Raw genomic sequence first — 17,862 nt, 5'->3', positions numbered from 1 at the left:
TGATGTTTGATGTTAAGTATTTTTTTCTACTTTTAACAAAAAAATATTTAATTATGAAACAATTTATTCTATCAACCATTTGTTTGTTTATGATGAATTGGGTTTTAGGTCAAAACCAAAGATTCACTTATGAGTACAAATTTGCTGTAGATTCTACTAAAAAAGACTCTCTAATTTCAGAAATTATGAATTTAGATGTTTATAAGGAAAAATCGGTATTCTACAGCAAAATAAAACAAGAAAACGATTCTATAATCAATCAAGAAATTAAAAAACAAAGTCAAATTTCTTCTGGTAACATTAACCTTAGTCATCTAAAAAATATGAAAAGAGCCAAGGTTAAAGATTGGATACTAAAAACTTATCCTAATTATGAAGTAGAACTTTATACCAAAATAGGTTTTGATGATTATGCCGTACGCGACGAAAGAAAAATGCAATGGAAAATCGTTCCAGAACATGAAACCTTTAAAAATTGGAAAGTTCAAAAAGCCACCACTGAATTTGCAGGTAGAAAATGGACAGCGTGGTTCACTACAGATATTCCTATTCCAGACGGACCATACAAGTTTCACGGTCTACCAGGGTTAATTGTAAAAATGGAAGACCACCAAAAAATGTTTTCATTTGAACTCATTGGTAGCCAAAAAATAAACAATACTCAAGAAGTGAACCTTACCGACAAACTAATAAATTTAGTTAAAATAGACAGGAAACAATTCAAGAAAGCATTTCAGGAAAACCGTTCAGACCCTGCTAAATCTTTTAGAATGATGGGAAGTAATGTAGTGTTAAAAGCCTCTATCAACGGAAAAGAGGTTTCTCAAAGCGAACTCATCAAAAAGATGGAAAAAAGTGCTAAAGAAAAGATGAAACGAGAAAATAGTTTCATAGAGCAGGATTGGATAGAGTAATCCTACTTTCATTCCCTTATTTATAATCAATCTAAACTCATTAAAAACAGCTATTCCGTGTAAAATTCGTATTTTTGTGGATACTAAATTTTGAATACGAAAAATAAATCATTTAATAATATGACTTTTGACTTTGATATGATTAAGAAAGTTTACTCTGATTTTGAGAACAGAGTAAACGCTGCGAGAGAGTTTATGGGAAGACCTCTTACCTATTCTGAAAAAATCCTTTGTGCTCACCTTTTCTCTGAACAGAAGCCAGAAGCTTTCAAGAGAGGAGAATCTTATGTAGACTTTGCTCCAGATAGAGTAGCAATGCAAGATGCTACGGCACAGATGGCTCTTTTACAGTTTATGCAAGCAGGTAAGGCTAAAGTGGCTGTACCTTCTACAGTACACGCAGACCACCTTATACAGGCTCGTGTAGGAGCAGATAAAGATTTACAAGAAGCTGAAAATAAAAATAACGAAGTTTATCAATTCCTTCAATCGGTATCTAACAAATATGGTATTGGATTCTGGAAACCAGGAGCTGGGATTATCCATCAAGTAGTATTGGAAAATTACGCATTCCCTGGTGGTATGATGATTGGTACCGACTCTCACACGCCTAATGCTGGTGGTTTGGGTATGGTAGCCATAGGTGTAGGTGGTGCCGATGCTGTAGATGTAATGGCAGGAATGCCGTGGGAACTTAAATTCCCAAAAATGATTGGTATCAAACTTACAGGTAAACTTAACGGTTGGACTTCTGCTAAAGATGTTATTCTAAAAGTAGCAGGTATCCTTACTGTAAAAGGAGGCACTGGTGCTATTGTAGAATACTTTGGCGAAGGTGCAGAAGCTTTATCTTGTACAGGTAAAGGTACTATCTGTAATATGGGTGCAGAGATAGGTGCTACCACTTCTATTTTTGCTTACGATAATAATATGGGCGAGTATCTTCGTTCTACAGGTAGAGCAGATTTAGCTGAAGCTGCCGACGCTATCAAAAATGTACTTCGTGCAGATGAAGAGGTTTACACTAATCCTGAAAAATATTACGACCAAGTTATTGAAATCAACCTTTCTGAATTAGAACCACACTTGAACGGTCCTTTCTCTCCAGATATTGCAACACCTATTTCAAAAATGAAAGAGGAAGCAGAGAAAAACGGTTGGCCTACTAAAGTTGAAGTAGGATTAATTGGTTCTTGTACCAACTCTTCTTACGAAGATATTTCTCGTGCCGCTTCCGTAGCGAAACAAGCTCAAGAGAAAAACTTAAAAGTAGCTGCAGAATACACTATTACACCAGGTTCTGAACAAGTAAGGTTTACTGTAGAAAGAGATGGCTATTTAGATACTTTTGATAAAATCGGAGGTAAAGTATTTGCTAACGCTTGTGGACCTTGTATTGGACAATGGGCTAGAGAAGGTGCTGAAAAACAAGAAAAAAATACAATTGTACACTCGTTCAACAGAAACTTCTCTAAGAGAGCAGATGGTAACCCTAACACTTATGCTTTCGTAGCTTCTCCAGAATTAGTAACAGCGTTAGCTATTGCAGGAGATTTAACTTTTGACCCTAGAAAAGATAAATTAACTAACCAAAACGGAGAAGAAGTTTTACTAGACGAACCTCAAGGGTTTGAACTTCCTCCAAGAGGATTTGATGTTGAAGACGCAGGCTATATTGCTCCAGCTGAAGATGGTTCACAAGTTCAAGTAAAAGTAGCTCCAGAATCTGACAGACTACAATTACTAGACGCTTTCCCTGCTTGGAACGGAGAAAATGTAATGGGAGCTAGATTGTTAATTAAAGCCTTTGGTAAGTGTACTACAGACCACATTTCTATGGCTGGACCTTGGTTAAAATACAGAGGACACTTAGATAATATTGCTAACAACACTCTTATTGGTGCTGTAAACGCGTTCAATATGGAAACCAACAAAGTTAAAAACGAACTTACTGGCGAATATATGGAAGTTCCTGCATCTGCGAGAGCTTACAAGGCTGCTGGTATTAAAACGGTTATCGTTGGGGACAACAACTATGGTGAAGGCTCTTCTCGTGAGCACGCTGCAATGCAACCTAGACATCTAGGAGCTATGGCGGTTCTAGTAAAATCTTTCGCTCGTATCCACGAAACTAACCTTAAAAAACAAGGTATGTTAGCTCTTACTTTTGCAAACGAAGCTGATTATGATAAAATCAAAGAAGGAGATACTTTCAACTTTGTAGATTTAGCTGAATTTGCTCCTGGTAAGCCTGTTACTATTGAGTTAGTACACACTGATGGTTCTAAAGATACTATCTTAGCTAACCACACTTACAACGATGGACAGATAGGTTGGTTTAGAGCTGGTTCTGCATTGAACTTAATCAAACAACAGCAACAGAAATAATTTATAATCTGTATAGTAAAAAAGCAGAGCCAATGGCTCTGCTTTTTTTATTATCATCTTAAACACTAAGTTTCAATCCTATTTTTTCCGCTTCTTTTATCACGAAGTCCTTTGCTTCTTCGGGAGTGTTAGAAATTTCACCTTCCAAAATTGCTTCTTTTACTTTTTCCTTTAAAATCCCAATTTCTCTGCCTGGTTTTAGTTGAAACAAAGCCATTATTTCCTCCCCAGAAATAGGCGGCTGGAAATTTCTTATTTGGTCTTTCTCCTCCACCTCTTTTATTTTTTGAGCAACATACTCAAAGTTCTTTCTAAAGCGTTCTTGTTTTTTGGTATTTTTGGTGGTAATATCAGCCTTACATAGCGTGAACAAGTCTTCCAAATCTTCCCCTGCATCAAACAACAAGCGTCTAAGAGCTGCATCAGAAGTATCATCTGTTACCAAAGCAATAGGTCTAGATGAAAGTTTTACCATTTTCTGCACATACTTTAAGTCTGCTCCTAGAGGCAACTTCAATCGTTGAAAAAGAGGTTTAGCCATTTTAGAACCTAAAAACTCGTGTCCGTGAAAAGTCCAACCAATACCATCTACAAATTTCTTGGTAGGTGCTTTCCCTATATCGTGTAATAGTGCCGACCATCGCAACCAAAGTTTATCCGTATGTTTAGAGATGTTATCTACTACTTCTAGTGTATGGTAAAAATTATCTTTATGCGTTTGTCCTTCTATTTCTTCTATACCTTTAAGGGCGGTAAGTTCGGGAATAATCTTCTCTAAAAGTCCCGTATCGTCCAAGAGTTTCAAGCCTATAGATGGTTTTTCGGAAAGCATTATTTTATTAAACTCTACCATAATACGCTCCATTGAGACTATCTTTATCCTGTCGGCTTCCTGTTTTATCGCATCTAGAGAATTTTGTTCCACCTTAAAATTAAGCGTAGAAGCAAATCTAATCGCTCTCATCATTCTAAGAGGGTCATCAGAATAAGTTTGCAGAGGCTCTAGCGGAGTTTTCAGAATTTTTGACTCCAAATCCTGTACTCCACCAAAAGGGTCCACCAAACGCCCAAAGTCTTCTTTTCCTAAAGAGATTGCCATCGCATTGATGGTAAAATCACGGCGTTTTTGGTCATCTTCTAGACTACCTTGTTCCACAGCAGGCTTTCGGCTATCTTCCGAGTAGCTTTCTTTTCTCGCACCTACAAACTCCAATTCTAGCCCTTTCCACTTTATCATAGCAGTCCCATAGGTCTTGAATACCGATACTTTCAGATTAGAATCCAGCTCCCTTGCCACCGCTTGTGCCAACTCTATCCCACTTTGCTCCGTTACAAAATCTATATCCGTAGGCACTTGTCGTTTCATAAGCAAATCCCTCACATAGCCTCCCACAATGTACGCCGTCTGCCCTCTCTCCTCCGCTACTTTAGAGATAGTTTTAAACAGTTTAAGATTTCTATTCTGATTAAGATTGATATATTTTTCCATAAATTCTAAGACCCCACTAGCTATTTAACCCTGCAAAGATAAAAAAGAGAAAACAAACCCCCACCCTTTTGCTCCCAATAATTAGGGCGTACCCCTCGCCGAAGCATTCCCTACCGCTCGGGTCGGGCTTTCGGCTTTATCTTTTTTTTCGTCGTTCCTCCTCAAAAAAGGATACCGCCTCTATCCTTTACGCTTTAATATCCGTTTCTGTATGGAGTTATGGTTTCATTTTAGTACTTTTGCAGAGGATAAGTCAATACCTTTATTATGAGTATTGATTTACTTCCGTTCATTTTAGAATTAAAAACAATAAAAACACTTATGCAACTCATACACCGCAACCTACTTATTGGCATACACGACGCACTTAGAGAAACCTTTTTTGAGAAAAACAAATACGCCGACAAAGTCATAGAACGACTGCTAAAAGCCAACAAAAAATGGGGAAGCCAAGACAGAGCGGTGGTTTCAGAGATATTTTATAACATTATCCGTTGGAAAAAACGCCTAGAATACTATATGGGCGAAGGCGTAAAGCCCAACAATATCTACAGACTTGTCCTCGCCTATCTGCTTTGGAGCGAAACGCATTATAAAAAGTTTGAAGAATTTGACGGAATTAAAATAGCCGACATCATCACCAAACTGAAAAAAAACACCGTTCCTACCAAAGCCATAGAACATTCTATCCCTGAATGGCTCGCGGAAACACTAGAAAAAGAACTCGGCGAAGCGTGGGAAAAAGAGATGACAGCCCTTAACCAACAAGCGGCTACCGTACTAAGAGCCAATACTCTCAAAACAACGCCAAAGGAGTTGGTAGCAGACTTAAACGACGAGGGTGTAGAATGCCACAGCCTCAAAAACTACCCAGAAGCCATAGAACTAAAGGAAAAGAAAAATGTTTTCCTTACCTCTGCCTTTAAAGATGGATTGTTTGAAGTACAAGATGCAGGGTCACAAAAAATTGCTCATTTCTTAGAAGTTAAAGAAGGTATGAGAGTGGTAGATGCTTGTGCAGGTGCAGGTGGCAAGACGCTTCACATCGCTGCACTGATGAAAAACAAAGGGCAAATTATTGCTTTAGATATTTTTGAGTGGAAACTCGCCGAACTAAAACGCCGAGCTAAAAGAGCGGGAGCCCACAACATAGAAACTAGATTTATAGAAGACAACAAAGTTATTAAAAGGCTACACGAGAAAGCCGACCGCCTCTTGCTAGATGTACCTTGTTCTGGATTGGGCGTTCTAAAAAGAAACCCCGATTCTAAATGGAAAATAGATGCCGATTTTATAGAAAGAATAAAGACAGAGCAGCAACAAATTCTCCAAGATTATTCTAAAATCCTAAAAAAAGGAGGCAAGATGGTGTATGCTACCTGCTCTATCCTACCCTCAGAAAACCAAAATCAGGTAAACACATTCTTGGCTACAAACCCTAACTTTAGACTTATCAAAGACCAAAGCCTCCTCCCTAGCGAGGGCTACGACGGCTTTTATATGGCGCTTATAGAAAGATTGGAAGATTAACAACAAAACATTATAAGGTCGTTTAAACTTGTTTTAAACGACCTTTTTTAGTTCTAAAAAACACCTAGAATTTCTAATTTATCCAAAAAAAACTTGCATACTTCCGCAAAAGGTAATATGTTTGCCATAGTTTTTATGACACGCAGTACCAACCACATACAAAAAAGTGTAAAAAAGTTGCACAATTATTTGGTAGTTCCAAATAATTGTGTAAACACACACACACACACACACACACACACACACACACACACACACACACACACACACACACACACACACACACACACACAAAGAGGAGCTACACGCGTACGCGTAGTATACTACTTTTTATCTAAATTTTTATCATCAATCATAAATAATTTTCCTCTAGCTTCCGTTAGGGGCATTTGGCATTTAGCACACTCTAAGTTTTGTTTTCATAAATACTTGCTAGAAGTCCCATTAGCTCATAAGTTTAATTTGTTGTTTTTGTTAGGGGCTTTTAGCATACAGAAAGGGCGTTCTGCCTTTTCTACTTTAGCCTTTCCTCTCGTTTTGTGTGTGTTTAGAGGGGAAAGGCGTTTTTATATATTCGCCAATTCTATAAAACTAAATATTAACCCTTTAAAATTAAATGTTATGAAGACAGCAAGACTAAATGCATTAGCCTTTCTATTTCTAGGCTTCGGACTTTCAACTACCTATGGGCAGGTAGGCATCAACACTTCTAACCCAGAAGCCACACTAGATGTGAATGGGAATGTACGAGTAAGAACTCTGCAAAACAACCCCTCCCCAACAAAAGTGGTAACTTTAGGTGGTAATAACGTTCTTAATACCACGGATGTATCAGCTCTTAGTGTATCCCCATCACCAGGAGCAGCGGGAACAACCATTAGAGTTAACAAAACCTATAATTGTAGTTCCACAAATTATGGGAAAATAATATTCTCGCTTTATGGAACTTTAGAATGTGGCTATAATGAGATTTATTGGAGTGGTCAAATTGTTCCGCATTGGTATTATAAAGGATTTGTTGATGGAGATAAAATTTTAGCGGGAGAAGCTCCAGCTACTATAATTTCTGGGACAATACTAAATATTAAACCACAAGGTACTACAACCACTACCTATAGCTATCCTATCCATATCATTGATGATAGCCAATATCGGCTTTCATTCTAAATTATTTAACCATTTAATACAAAAGACTTATGAATACTTTAAAAGCGTGGCTGCGTCCTAACCTACTCACGAAAGACGACCCTAACGATTTTGTAGCCGTACCTCTTTCGGCAGGAAGCCTTGGCATTACAGAAATCATAGATGCCCTCAAAAAAGAGGGTATGGAGATAAAAACCGAAACGGCGGTGGATATTATCACTCGTTTTAACCGCAAAGCATCAGAGTTGGTACTCAATGGGTATAGCGTAAATACAGGGCTGGTGTATATGCGTCCTGCGATTAAGGGCGTATTTTACGACAAAACTTGGGATAAAGAAAAGCACTCGGTGTATGTAAATGTGAACCAAGGTACCGACCTAAGAAAAGCTGCCAACGATACCAAAGTGGAAATCCTCGGCGAGCAGTCTAGCCCAATGAGTGTGTTCAGCATCACCGATAAAGCTACTGGTAAAGCAGATGGCACCCTTACCAAAGGCAAGAATGCGGAAATCAAAGGCACTTATATTAAAATAGACGGCGACAACCCTAAAAACGGCATCGTCTTTAAAAACTTAGACACTCAAAAAGAGGTCAAGTTGGCTAAAGATAGTATCGTAATCAACGAGCCGTCAAGATTACTTATTCTTGTGCCTTCAGATTTGGAGGCGGGTAACTATGAGCTAAGTATTACCACGCAAAGCAGCACGGGTTCCGTCTTACTAAAAGAACCAAGAACGGAGCGACTGCCCAATCCAGTGGTTATTGCCTAGCAAGGTATTTTAATTTTAAAACTAAGGCTACTCGTTAAATGAGTAGCCTATTTTGTTGATGTAATATTTATTTAATTCCAAAAATCTAATAGATTTTGTATAGCTTTTTGAAATAATTTAGGAGATGTTACACTTAAAACTAACTGTCCGTTTTTGTTAAGTAGAAACCCTACTTCTATTTCTACAATAGAAGTTTCTTCGCTCCCAAAAAGAACAACGGTTCTAATAATTTTATATTTAGGATAGTGTGGCTTGATATAGGCTTTTTCTATAAAGTCAAAAGTTTTTATTTGTTGTATTCCATTACCCCTATTTACATACTTCTCACCTTCAATATTTATTATTTCATTTTCATTTGAATCTAATAAAATAAGGTCTGGTATTTCTATGATTTGTTTTTTGTCGCCCGATTTATATTTCTCTCTATCTTTATACTTCTCTAGTGGAATAGGAGTGCCATCTAGAGGGAAGAAATACCCCTTTTCGGAGCCAGCGTGATTTTCAAATATTGAATATCCTTGTGTAAACTCTTCAACGACTAGATGTATAAAAATTGTCCCCAACTTTTCCCCATCCTTGTCGTATTTCCAATAATCTTTATGCATTTCTACCTTAGGGATTTTCAACCCCTCCAACTCTATTCCTATTTTATTTGCGATTTGTATAAATTTATTTCTTTTTCCAATATGTTTTTGTTCTAAACCGTGTTGGGTGATAACGATATTTTTCACCCAACCTAATTTTCGCAAAACAGCACTAATGATACTTAAAGCTCCTATATTGGGGTCGTGAGAGAGTCTATTATTTTTAAAAAGTCTCCCAGAAATTTCTATTTTATCTTTCGACTTTGTTAATAATATCGGAATATTTCCCTTAGGTGCTTTTCTCATTTTTGATTTTGCTTCTACAATTTCATCAATAGAACTGAAAGGAATAAATAATTTACTATCAAGTTCTTTTCCCAAAATTTCAACACCTAAGGTTAAAAGTAATCTTGTACCAAAAATATAGGTTTCTGTTGGCTTTTCTTTTTGACTAATCTGAAGATTGTAAAGCATTATCTTTTTGGTATTGGGATAATAGCTTTCAATAAATACAAACTTGCTACATCGTTGATAAACTCCAGTATTTCTACTTTCCTTATCATCTGTTTTAGTTTCTTCTATTGCGTAAATTGGTTCATCTCCCAATGTTGGTTCGTCCTTTTGATAAAAAATCAAAAAGTCAGTAAAGCTTGAGTTTCCCGAAACAGTTTTTATATAAACTTTATCAACTTTGTTACAACGAAACCCCGTTACTTCGTAAGTAAAAGTAAACTTATTGTCTTTTAGGATTGGAAGGATACGAATAGTATCAACAAAAACGGCAAAATTATGGTCTTTTGCAAACTTTTGAAAAATAGTTTGCAAAACCGTTTTTTTAGGTCGTTCTTCTGTTAAAAGCCAAAGATTTTTAGACATTTTTTCGCAGTATATATAATTGTTCTTTAATAAATTTTTTTGTTTTACTTTCTCCGTTATTGTTACTTTTATATCGCAGATATTCAAACTCTATAAGTTCTACTTTTCCAAATTTTTCTAATGTAGCAATTATACTTTCTTGTTTCATTATTCCTTCCGTATTATAACTTAATATCAAAGTTTTATACTTTCCCTTTTGAGCAATTATTTCAAGTTCTTTAACAGCAGTAGTAGCATTGCAAAATTTTGATTTTTGGTTTTGATAATCCCTTAATCCAGCTACGCCTCTAATGGTAGGATTATCATATTTTGCAATGGTTTCTAATAAATGGTAATTAGGGGCATATTGTCTTTGATTGTAAGGCGGATCGAGATAAAAAATATCTGCCTCTACTTGGTCTAATAATTCAATAGAGTTTTGATTATAAGCAAAGTTTTCCTTGTCGTTCACAATAAATTCAATAGGTCTTAAAATCATTTTTTTTGTCGCCCTTGGATCCCATTTTTTTCTAAAAGCAGCGTAAACTCCCGTAATGTTTGCGTAATAGGGTACTGTCTCTATTAAGCACGCTAGTAAGACAAAATATTCGTTCTTGTCTATCAAACCCTCTGTTTTCCAAGTCTCAATTTTTTGTCTAACAGAATCTATTATTTTTCCGTTTTCATTTGAATAATACATTCGTGGAGTTTGTAGGTGGGAAGTACCTAATGGAGTATAATTTTTTGAAATAAAACCTTCTATAGGTTCAATATGATTCAAATACTCCAAAATAGTATTTAAAGGAGAGGTAAAAAGTGAGGCGCTCTGAAAATTTAAGTAGGTTAATAATTTTTCAAACTTTAGTTCCTGATTATTTGAAATATATGCTTGCTGTAAAACATAGGAAAAATACATTAAATCACAGGAGTACACTTGATACCCCATTTTCTTAAAAAATTTACCTACACTTGTTGTTCCAGCAAAAAAATCAAAAAAGGAGTTTCCTTGAATATGTTTTGAACGAATTACTTGATAGATCTTATCTAGTAAGTTTTCTTTATTTCCAATATATCTCATAGATGCTATATGTTAGAAGTCATCAAAAAGCGTTTTTTCTTTTTGTTGCATCTGTGGTTGGTAATTTGTTATCAGAACTTCAATACTTGCCTGCTTATTTCTTGTTTGATAGTTTGAATTAGAATAGTGAGTGTTAATATAATTGACATAATAGCTAGGATTGTTTTCTATCCATTTTTTTAGAATATTATTTGATTTTCCTTTATGCTCCAGTACATTAGATAAGCCAAATTTTACATTCCTTTTATCTAAATTATCTAACAATCCTAAAAGTTGTTTTTCCTCTTTTTCTGTCCAACCCTTAAAACCTCTTTTGCCATCATTATAGGTTCCTGTTGTAATTAGATAAGGAGGGTCACAGTAAACAAAATCCCTGCTTGTAAGAGAACTAAAATCAAAGTTATTGAAGCAGAAATGAGTAAAATAAGCTTCTGTTTCTTTTAAACTAATAATAAACCTTTCCAAATTATGTTTCATAGAAGGGTTAAAGCTACTTCTATCTCTCCCAAAAGGATTATTAAACTCGTGGTTATTATTAAAGCGAATTTGGTGATTAAAAGAAAAAGCGATGAGGACAAATAAATCTAATGGATGCTTTTGCTTATTGTATGTTTCTCTCATACATTTGTACCCTTCTTCGTTTGTTAAAGAAAGCTGAAATTCGTTTATTCTTCCTTCAATATGAGAAATCGTTTTGTCTAACTCATTTTTTTGAAATGCTTTATACATTTCTATTAGATAAGTTAGATTATCGTTGAAATAAACCTTATTGGCTGTTACATTTATACCAACATTACAACCACCAGCAAACAAATCAATAAAGGTATCAATATCTCTCGGAAATAACGGTAAAATTTGGTCTAAAATCTTAGTTTTACCACCAATATAATTAAGAGGAGATTTGATTTTTTTTAAATGTTGTTTACTTACTACAGCCATCTATAATTTAGTTTCAGCAAATTTACAAATTTTATATTTGGTATGCTTCGCTACAGCGTATCCGTCCTTACCGTAACAGAGTGTCTGTCCTTAGGCTAACCGATAGTCTGTTACGGTAAGGACAGGCATTCTGTTGAAACTCATCAGAAAGGTTGTATTTCTAACCATTAAGTTTTAATCTAAAATCTCCCATTGATTATTTTTAAAAATCGTAACGACACGACTTTTTTCTTTATCATTATGCTTTATCACTACTTCTACCTTATCGTTTTTAATTGAAATAAAATCCAGTAAATAGACTGGCTTTTTTTCTACTGAAAGATTAAAGCTAAATTCCATTGAATCAGCATTAAAATAATCCGCATCTAAAAGCCCTCCTGTTACTACTGTTGTATTTTTAACTTTATAAAGCGGTTCATAGGCCTCTGTAGAATTTATACTAATTTCTTTTGCTTCGGTATTAGGAGCCATTGTACCATTAAAACGATCATCATTACCACAGATGGAATACTGCTTTTCCACCGCAATGTAAAGGGTATCAGATTCAGGTAATCTGTTCACTACTTCGTGTATGAGCAAATTGGCAAGACTTTTAACCTCTTTCGTTTTTTGATTTACTATCGTTTTATCTTCTTTTGGTAAGGGTTTAGAATTAGATTTCTTCTCTTTACACGCCACTAGCAAAAAAAGCATCATTATTAAAAAAGTATAACCTATATTTTTATACTGACGCACCATATCTTTATTTTTTTATTGTAAAAAATTAGCTATACTTTATAATTCCCATCAAAAATTTTCTCCAAATTTCTCTATACCCTCTAATATTTTTTGGTAAATGATATTGAGACTTTCATCAGAAATAGTGTAAGGTGGTAACACATAAATCGTATTACCCACCGGACGAAGAATAACCCCTTGCTCTATAAAAAACTGATACAGCCTGTTTCTTAAATCTCCGTAATAATTGTGCTTACCATCTACCTCTAACTCAAATGCTAAAATAACACCTAGCGCTCTAGCATTAGCCACTTTCTTTCCTTCTAATTGTTTCAAAAACTTGATATGAGACTGATGAACCCTTTTGATATGCTCCTGCATTTCGTCTGTAAGCAAAAGGTCTATCGCTGCCAAAGCTGCCGAACAGCCCGTAGGATTAGCCGTAAAAGTATGCCCATGAAACAAGGCTTTATTAACATCGTCATCATAAAACCCTTGAAACACCGCCTCCGAAAAGCTAGTAACCGCCATAGGTATAGTTCCCCCCGTTAGAGCCTTGGAAAGGCATATCATATCTGGTTGCTGAGAAAGATATTCACAAGCGAAAGTTTTGCCCGTTTTACCAAAACCCGTCATAACCTCATCAGCTATGGTAAACACTTGGTTTTGTTTAGCAATAGTAATCAGTTGATTGAGAGGTTCTGCATCGTACATTTGCATTCCTGCCGCACCAAGTACCAATGGTTCAAAAATAAAACACGCAAATTCCTCTGTTTTTACCAAAGTTTCAAATTGTTTAATGCATCTTTCCTCGTTTCCTTTGGTAGGTACAGGAATTCTTTCTACTTCTATAAGGGAGTTTTTAAAGGCTTCAGTAAAAAATGAAATCCCACTAGCTGCCATCGCACCAAAGGTATCTCCGTGGAAAGCATTTTCAAAAGCGATAATCTTTGTTTTTTTTAAACCTTTATTATAAAAAAATTGGAGGGCAGCCTTGATGGCTATTTCCACCGCCGTAGAACCATTATCCGAATAAAATATCTTTTTTTGATTAGAGGGCAATAAACCTAGTAACCGCTCCGAAAGTTCAATTGCTTTGGTATGTGTAAAACCTCCAAACAACACATGTTCTAAGGTATTAAGCTGGTTATAAATCGTTTCCGCCAAAACAGGATTACTATGTCCAAACGGATTAACCCACCAGCTGGCGATGCCGTCTATATAACGTTTACCATTAGTATCCCATAAAAACTCTCCTTTACCCTTCACAATTACGGGGAGTTCTTTTAATCCTTTATGTTGTGTGTAAGGGTGCCAGTTGTATTCTAAATCTTTTTCGCTCCAATTCATTTTTTGAAAAAATTAGCATTAAAAATAGAGGCGTATTTTCGCACTGTTTCTTTGTTCCATATTGGTTCTTCCGCTACCCTACCTATTACTTCTAGTTGAGTTTTAGAGATGATAATCTGTTCCGTAGAAGGATTGGCTTCTCCATTAAATACAATCCCTAAAAAATCAACGCCTTTATTTTTGAGCACTTCGTAAGTCATTAAAGTATGATTGATACTTCCTAAATAATTTCTAGAAACTAAAACCACTTTATAATCTTCCTTAATAAAATCTAGAAAAGTATCCTTATCATTGATGGGAACCATCACACCACCTGCACCTTCTATCACCAAATCGTTATCGGTACGAGGTTCTAGCATAGATTCAAGTTTGATAGACACGCCATCTAATTCTGCCGAATAATGCGGACTAGCAGGTGTATTAAGGGCATAAGCATTTGGGTGAAACGATACATCTGTACGAGTAACCAAACTTCTCACTTTATCTGTATCCGAGAAATCTAAATCTCCTGCTTGTATAGGTTTCCAATAATCGGCTCCTAAAGCCTCTACCAATATGGCAGAAATCATAGTTTTGCCTACCTCTGTACCTATGCCTGTAACAAATAGTTTCATAAATTTATTTCTTTAAATTAGAAATGATAAAATTGTGGGCAATTTCTAAAGCTCCCATTATCTCCGAAAATGTGTTGTAAGCGTGTATGCAGAACCTCAATCGTTCCTTGCCTTCGGGAACGGTAGGCGAAAGTATCGCTTTGGCAATATAGCCGTTTTCTTCTAAAGTTTTAGATAATAGTTTAGCTTGGCTATTGCCCTGCACCAGCATACCTTGTATAGGAGCCTCACTAGGAATAAAATAATTACTAAGCTCTAAGCGTTCTACCTCACTTTTGAAAAAAGCAATATTAGTAAGTAATTTTTCTCTTTGGTGGGTTTGAGTTTTAAGGGCTTTATATCCCTTTAAAATAGAGAGTACCGAATGCCTATCCAAAGCCGTAGTATAAATAAAACTCCTCGCAAAGTTGATAAAATATTCCCTCAACAATTCCGAACAAAGCACCGCCGCCCCATGACACCCTAGACCTTTACCAAAAGTAACCACCCTACAAAGCAAAGCCGAATGCTGACACCATATTTGGCTTAGTCCGCTCCCATATTCTCCAAAAACACCCAAAGCGTGAGCCTCGTCTATGATAACATAAGCTCCATAGCGTTGAGCAAGATTGAGCAGAGCTTCAATATCAGGAGCATCACCGTCCATAGAGAAAATAGATTCTGTAACGATGTAAATCTCTCCTGTAGCCGATGTTTCTTTTTTGGTTTTAAGTAAATGTTCTAAGTCTTCTAAATCGTTATGTTTAAACTTTTTAGATTGTGCGTAAGACAACCGAATGCCATCTCGTATGGAAGCGTGAGAAAGTTCATCGTACAGCACCCAATCGTTCCTTTGAGGTAAAGCACTAAGCACCCCTAAATTAGCATTATATCCCGAATTGAAAATAAGAGCTGCTTCCGACTGATGAAAGTCTTTGATAACCTCTTCTACTTCTCTAAAAATAGACAAATTACCAGACAATAGTCTAGACCCCGTAGAGCCTCCTAATATCTTTGGATACGAGGTAACTTTATCATCTTCTAACAGAGATTCTTTAGAAAAACCTAGATAATCATTAGAAAAAAAATCTACATATTCGCCTGTGTATTCCGTTAACACTCGCCACGCATTTTTTTCTTTTCGTTCGGAAATTTTATCTAACAATCTTTTGGGAATATTCATTTCAAAGGGAATAATTCTGGGGCTAAAGTACAAAAATATCACTAAAAAGTAGATTCAGTCCATCGCATATTTTTATCTTTGCTCCTTCTTAACATAGATTTAGACAGATGAAGCTAGACGAAGCTATTGGTATTTACGGATTTGGCAGTATATCTGCTCTAGGTATGAACAAAACAGACATTTGGAATGCCTATTGCGATTACAAATCTTACTTAAAAAAAGAACTTTCCAACGGAGAGATTGCTTTAATGGGAAAACTGCACGATAGCGTAATACCTCATCTAAATGCTTTAAAAGAGGAACACCCCTCTTACAAAAAGCTAGATCCTTCTGTACTGTACGGCATACTTGCTTCAAGAATGGCCTTTAAAGAAGCCCGATGGAATACTAACGATAATATTGGGGTAAATTTAGGTTCCTCTAGAGGTGCTACTGAAAGTTTTGAAAAATTCTACCAAACTTTTTTAGAAACAGGAAAAACTCCTACCCTAACCTCTCCACTTACCACTTTGGGTAATATTTCAACTTGGGTGCTTCAGGATTTAGGCATTACAGGTCCAGACTTTTCTCATTCCATTACTTGCTCCACGGCTTTGCATTCTGTGGTCAACGGTATTGCATGGATAAAAGCAGGATTTACCAATCAGTTTCTGGTGGGTGGTGCCGAGGCTTCTTTAACGCCGTTTAGTATCGCTCAAATGAAAGCCCTTAAAATCTACTCTCATCGCCTAGGCGAAAACTATCCTTGCCTTGCTGGAGATATTTCTAAAACAGAAAATACGATGGTCTTAGGCGAAGGTGCTGGTGCTATGGCGATTGGTAAACTCACAGGCGAAAGACAACCATTCGCTTATATTACAGGGATAGGCGTTGCTTCGGAGCCTTTAACTCATAACATTTCTATTTCCGAAAGGGCTGAATGTCTTAGGATGACGATGGAAATGGCGACTCAAAATATTGACAAGTCTAAAGTAGATGCCATCGTGATGCACTCCCCAGGAACTATTAAAGGTGATACCTCCGAAAGATTTGCCATAGAAGATGTTTTTGCTCATCATAACACGCCTTTCCTTACCACTAATAAATGGAAAATAGGGCACACCTTTGGAGCATCTGGAATTTTGAGTTTAGAATTGGCTTTACTGATGTTAGAACACCAACAACTCATTGAGGTTCCTTTTATTGAAAAAGAAAAGATAACCAAAGGAAAGAAAATCAACAATATACTGGTAAATGCCGTTGGATTTGGAGGAAATGCCGTAAGCCTATTGATTTCAAAGGAAATTGAATAAAAAGCGTTCAGGCTATCTTACGATAGCCTGAACCAATATCAACCTTAAAATATAGCTTCTGCTATTTTTCTCACACTTTCACTTTTGCCCATAGAGTAATAATGGAGAATAGGCACTCCGTTTTTCATTAAATCCTTACTTTGCTCTATGCACCATTCTACACCAATTTCTTTAGCTTCATTATTATTATTGGCTTTAGTAATAGCCGTTACCAAATCATCTGGCAAATCTACCTTAAATCTATGCGGAATAAGACTCAACTGACTTTTAGTCGCAATAGGTTTAAGCCCTGGTATAATTGGGACTCCTATCCCTTCGGAACGACATCTGTCTACAAAATCAAAGTATTTTTGATTATCAAAAAACATTTGGGTCACAATATAATCTGCACCTGCCTCCACTTTTTTCTTGAGATGACCTATGTCTTGAGAAAAACTAGCGGCTTCCATATGCTTCTCTGGATAACCAGCCACACCTACAGAAAAATTGGTAGGAGCTGCTTTCTCCAAACTAGTATCTAAGTAAATCCCTTTATTCATATCCTGTATCTGCTTTACCAAATCTGAAGCATAAGTATGACCATTTTTCTCAGGTTTAAAATAAATTTCGGACTTTACTGCATCTCCCCTCAATGCCACCACATTATCTATACCCAAAAAATCTAAATCAATTAAAAAATTCTCGGTATCCTCTCTATTAAAGCCCCCACAAAGGATATGCGGAATAGCATCTACCTTATATTTATTCTGTATTGCAGCACAAATCCCCACTGTACCAGGGCGTTTTCTTACCACTCTTTTTTCTAACAAGCCATCTCTTACCTCTACATATTCATACTCTTCTCTATGGTAGGTAACATCTATAAAGCTAGGATTAAACTCAATAAGAGGGTCTATGGCATCAAAAATACATTGTATATTCTGTCCCTTTAATGGAGGTAATATCTCAAACGAAAATAAGGTTTTACCTTCTGATTTTTTTATATGTTCTGTTACTTTCATAATCAAATTTTAATATTTTACACAAAAACTAAA

15 protein-coding genes are annotated in these 17,862 nt (G+C 36.1%); 6 read left to right on the top strand and 9 right to left on the bottom strand.

Translation table 11 applies throughout. The features are described from left to right. Positions 1–53: 53 nt before the first annotated feature. Positions 54–914: a GLPGLI family protein gene (locus tag RA0C_RS10080; protein ID WP_013447203.1), complete on the top strand. Its 861-nt coding sequence runs from the start codon at positions 54–56 to the stop codon at positions 912–914. Positions 915–1,034: 120 nt separating this feature from the next. After that, positions 1,035–3,302 carry an aconitate hydratase gene (locus RA0C_RS10075; RefSeq protein WP_013447202.1) on the top strand — a complete coding sequence of 756 codons (2,268 nt, stop codon included), beginning with the start codon at positions 1,035–1,037 and terminating at the stop codon, positions 3,300–3,302. 58 nt (positions 3,303–3,360) lie between these two features. Here the strand turns inward: RA0C_RS10075 and RA0C_RS10070 are convergent, their stop codons facing one another. Next, a complete protein-coding gene (locus RA0C_RS10070; RefSeq protein WP_013447201.1) occupies positions 3,361–4,791 on the bottom strand; it encodes a CCA tRNA nucleotidyltransferase in 1,431 nt (476 codons plus the stop codon). A 321-nt stretch (positions 4,792–5,112) separates the two neighbouring features. Between RA0C_RS10070 and RA0C_RS10065 the strand changes: the two genes are divergently transcribed. From RA0C_RS10065 to RA0C_RS10055, 3 genes are all read left to right on the top strand, one after another. After that, positions 5,113–6,321, top strand: coding sequence for an RsmB/NOP family class I SAM-dependent RNA methyltransferase (locus RA0C_RS10065; RefSeq protein WP_013447200.1), 1,209 nt, complete (start codon positions 5,113–5,115; stop codon positions 6,319–6,321). A 621-nt stretch (positions 6,322–6,942) separates the two neighbouring features. Then, a complete protein-coding gene (locus tag RA0C_RS10060; RefSeq protein WP_228481905.1) occupies positions 6,943–7,488 on the top strand; it encodes a hypothetical protein in 546 nt (181 codons plus the stop codon). Positions 7,489–7,517: 29 nt separating this feature from the next. After that, the gene (locus RA0C_RS10055; protein ID WP_004917515.1) at positions 7,518–8,237 is read left to right on the top strand and encodes a DNA-binding domain-containing protein; all 720 of its coding nucleotides are present in this window, start codon (positions 7,518–7,520) and stop codon (positions 8,235–8,237) included. A gap of 71 nt (positions 8,238–8,308) precedes the next feature. On the opposite strand, the gene RA0C_RS10050 is transcribed toward RA0C_RS10055, so the two are convergent. The 7 genes from RA0C_RS10050 to RA0C_RS10020 all read right to left on the bottom strand — a co-directional run bounded on the left by RA0C_RS10050 (position 8,309) and on the right by RA0C_RS10020 (position 15,536). Continuing rightward, entirely contained in the window at positions 8,309–9,697 is a 1,389-nt protein-coding gene (locus tag RA0C_RS10050) for a hypothetical protein (RefSeq protein WP_004917512.1), read from the bottom strand. Continuing rightward, entirely contained in the window at positions 9,690–10,754 is a 1,065-nt protein-coding gene (locus RA0C_RS10045) for a DNA adenine methylase (RefSeq protein ID WP_004917511.1), read from the bottom strand. Before RA0C_RS10045 ends, RA0C_RS10050 begins: the two co-directional genes overlap by 8 nt. Before the next feature lie 12 nt (positions 10,755–10,766). Continuing rightward, the gene (locus RA0C_RS10040) at positions 10,767–11,693 is read right to left on the bottom strand and encodes a DNA adenine methylase (RefSeq protein WP_004917508.1); all 927 of its coding nucleotides are present in this window, start codon (positions 11,691–11,693) and stop codon (positions 10,767–10,769) included. A 174-nt stretch (positions 11,694–11,867) separates the two neighbouring features. Then, positions 11,868–12,389 carry a hypothetical protein gene (locus RA0C_RS10035; protein ID WP_228481904.1) on the bottom strand — a complete coding sequence of 174 codons (522 nt, stop codon included), beginning with the start codon at positions 12,387–12,389 and terminating at the stop codon, positions 11,868–11,870. Positions 12,390–12,479: 90 nt separating this feature from the next. Then, positions 12,480–13,760: an adenosylmethionine--8-amino-7-oxononanoate transaminase gene (gene bioA, locus RA0C_RS10030; protein ID WP_004917504.1), complete on the bottom strand. Its 1,281-nt coding sequence runs from the start codon at positions 13,758–13,760 to the stop codon at positions 12,480–12,482. Further along, on the bottom strand, positions 13,757–14,374 hold the full coding sequence (bioD, locus tag RA0C_RS10025) for a dethiobiotin synthase (protein ID WP_004917503.1): 618 nt from the start codon (positions 14,372–14,374) through the stop codon (positions 13,757–13,759). The genes bioA and bioD overlap by 4 nt, the downstream gene beginning before the upstream one ends. A gap of 4 nt (positions 14,375–14,378) precedes the next feature. Then, positions 14,379–15,536, bottom strand: a complete 1,158-nt coding sequence (locus RA0C_RS10020; protein ID WP_004917501.1) for an aminotransferase class I/II-fold pyridoxal phosphate-dependent enzyme — start codon at positions 15,534–15,536, stop codon at positions 14,379–14,381. Positions 15,537–15,643: 107 nt separating this feature from the next. On the opposite strand from RA0C_RS10020, the gene RA0C_RS10015 reads away from it, so the two are divergent. Continuing rightward, complete coding sequence (locus RA0C_RS10015; protein ID WP_004917499.1) at positions 15,644–16,828, top strand: beta-ketoacyl synthase N-terminal-like domain-containing protein; 1,185 nt, start codon at positions 15,644–15,646, stop codon at positions 16,826–16,828. Between the two features lie 44 nt (positions 16,829–16,872). Here the strand turns inward: RA0C_RS10015 and metF are convergent, their stop codons facing one another. Continuing rightward, positions 16,873–17,829 (bottom strand): methylenetetrahydrofolate reductase [NAD(P)H], encoded by a 957-nt coding sequence (metF, locus tag RA0C_RS10010; protein WP_004917497.1) that lies wholly within the window; start codon positions 17,827–17,829, stop codon positions 16,873–16,875. Between the last annotated feature and the right edge of the window lie 33 nt (positions 17,830–17,862).

Origin of the sequence: Riemerella anatipestifer ATCC 11845 = DSM 15868, from assembly GCF_000252855.1 — a bacterium.
Lineage (GTDB): Bacteria > Bacteroidota > Bacteroidia > Flavobacteriales > Weeksellaceae > Riemerella > Riemerella anatipestifera.
This window is presented reverse-complemented; position numbering and strand designations above follow the sequence as displayed.

Bases quoted from the DNA above. Each gene is read 5' to 3' on its own strand.
- RA0C_RS10020 (WP_004917501.1), bottom strand. From the start codon at position 15,536: ATGAATATTCCCAAAAGATTGTTAGATAAAATTTCCGAACGAAAAGAA.
- RA0C_RS10015 (WP_004917499.1), top strand. From the start codon at position 15,644: ATGAAGCTAGACGAAGCTATTGGTATTTACGGATTTGGCAGTATATCT.
- bioD (WP_004917503.1), bottom strand. From the start codon at position 14,374: ATGAAACTATTTGTTACAGGCATAGGTACAGAGGTAGGCAAAACTATG.
- RA0C_RS10065 (WP_013447200.1), top strand. From the start codon at position 5,113: ATGCAACTCATACACCGCAACCTACTTATTGGCATACACGACGCACTT.
- RA0C_RS10040 (WP_004917508.1), bottom strand. From the start codon at position 11,693: ATGGCTGTAGTAAGTAAACAACATTTAAAAAAAATCAAATCTCCTCTT.
- RA0C_RS10075 (WP_013447202.1), top strand. From the start codon at position 1,035: ATGACTTTTGACTTTGATATGATTAAGAAAGTTTACTCTGATTTTGAG.
- bioA (WP_004917504.1), bottom strand. From the start codon at position 13,760: ATGAATTGGAGCGAAAAAGATTTAGAATACAACTGGCACCCTTACACA.
- RA0C_RS10070 (WP_013447201.1), bottom strand. From the start codon at position 4,791: ATGGAAAAATATATCAATCTTAATCAGAATAGAAATCTTAAACTGTTT.
- RA0C_RS10035 (WP_228481904.1), bottom strand. From the start codon at position 12,389: ATGATGCTTTTTTTGCTAGTGGCGTGTAAAGAGAAGAAATCTAATTCT.
- RA0C_RS10080 (WP_013447203.1), top strand. From the start codon at position 54: ATGAAACAATTTATTCTATCAACCATTTGTTTGTTTATGATGAATTGG.
- metF (WP_004917497.1), bottom strand. From the start codon at position 17,829: ATGAAAGTAACAGAACATATAAAAAAATCAGAAGGTAAAACCTTATTT.
- RA0C_RS10055 (WP_004917515.1), top strand. From the start codon at position 7,518: ATGAATACTTTAAAAGCGTGGCTGCGTCCTAACCTACTCACGAAAGAC.
- RA0C_RS10050 (WP_004917512.1), bottom strand. From the start codon at position 9,697: ATGTCTAAAAATCTTTGGCTTTTAACAGAAGAACGACCTAAAAAAACG.
- RA0C_RS10060 (WP_228481905.1), top strand. From the start codon at position 6,943: ATGAAGACAGCAAGACTAAATGCATTAGCCTTTCTATTTCTAGGCTTC.
- RA0C_RS10045 (WP_004917511.1), bottom strand. From the start codon at position 10,754: ATGAGATATATTGGAAATAAAGAAAACTTACTAGATAAGATCTATCAA.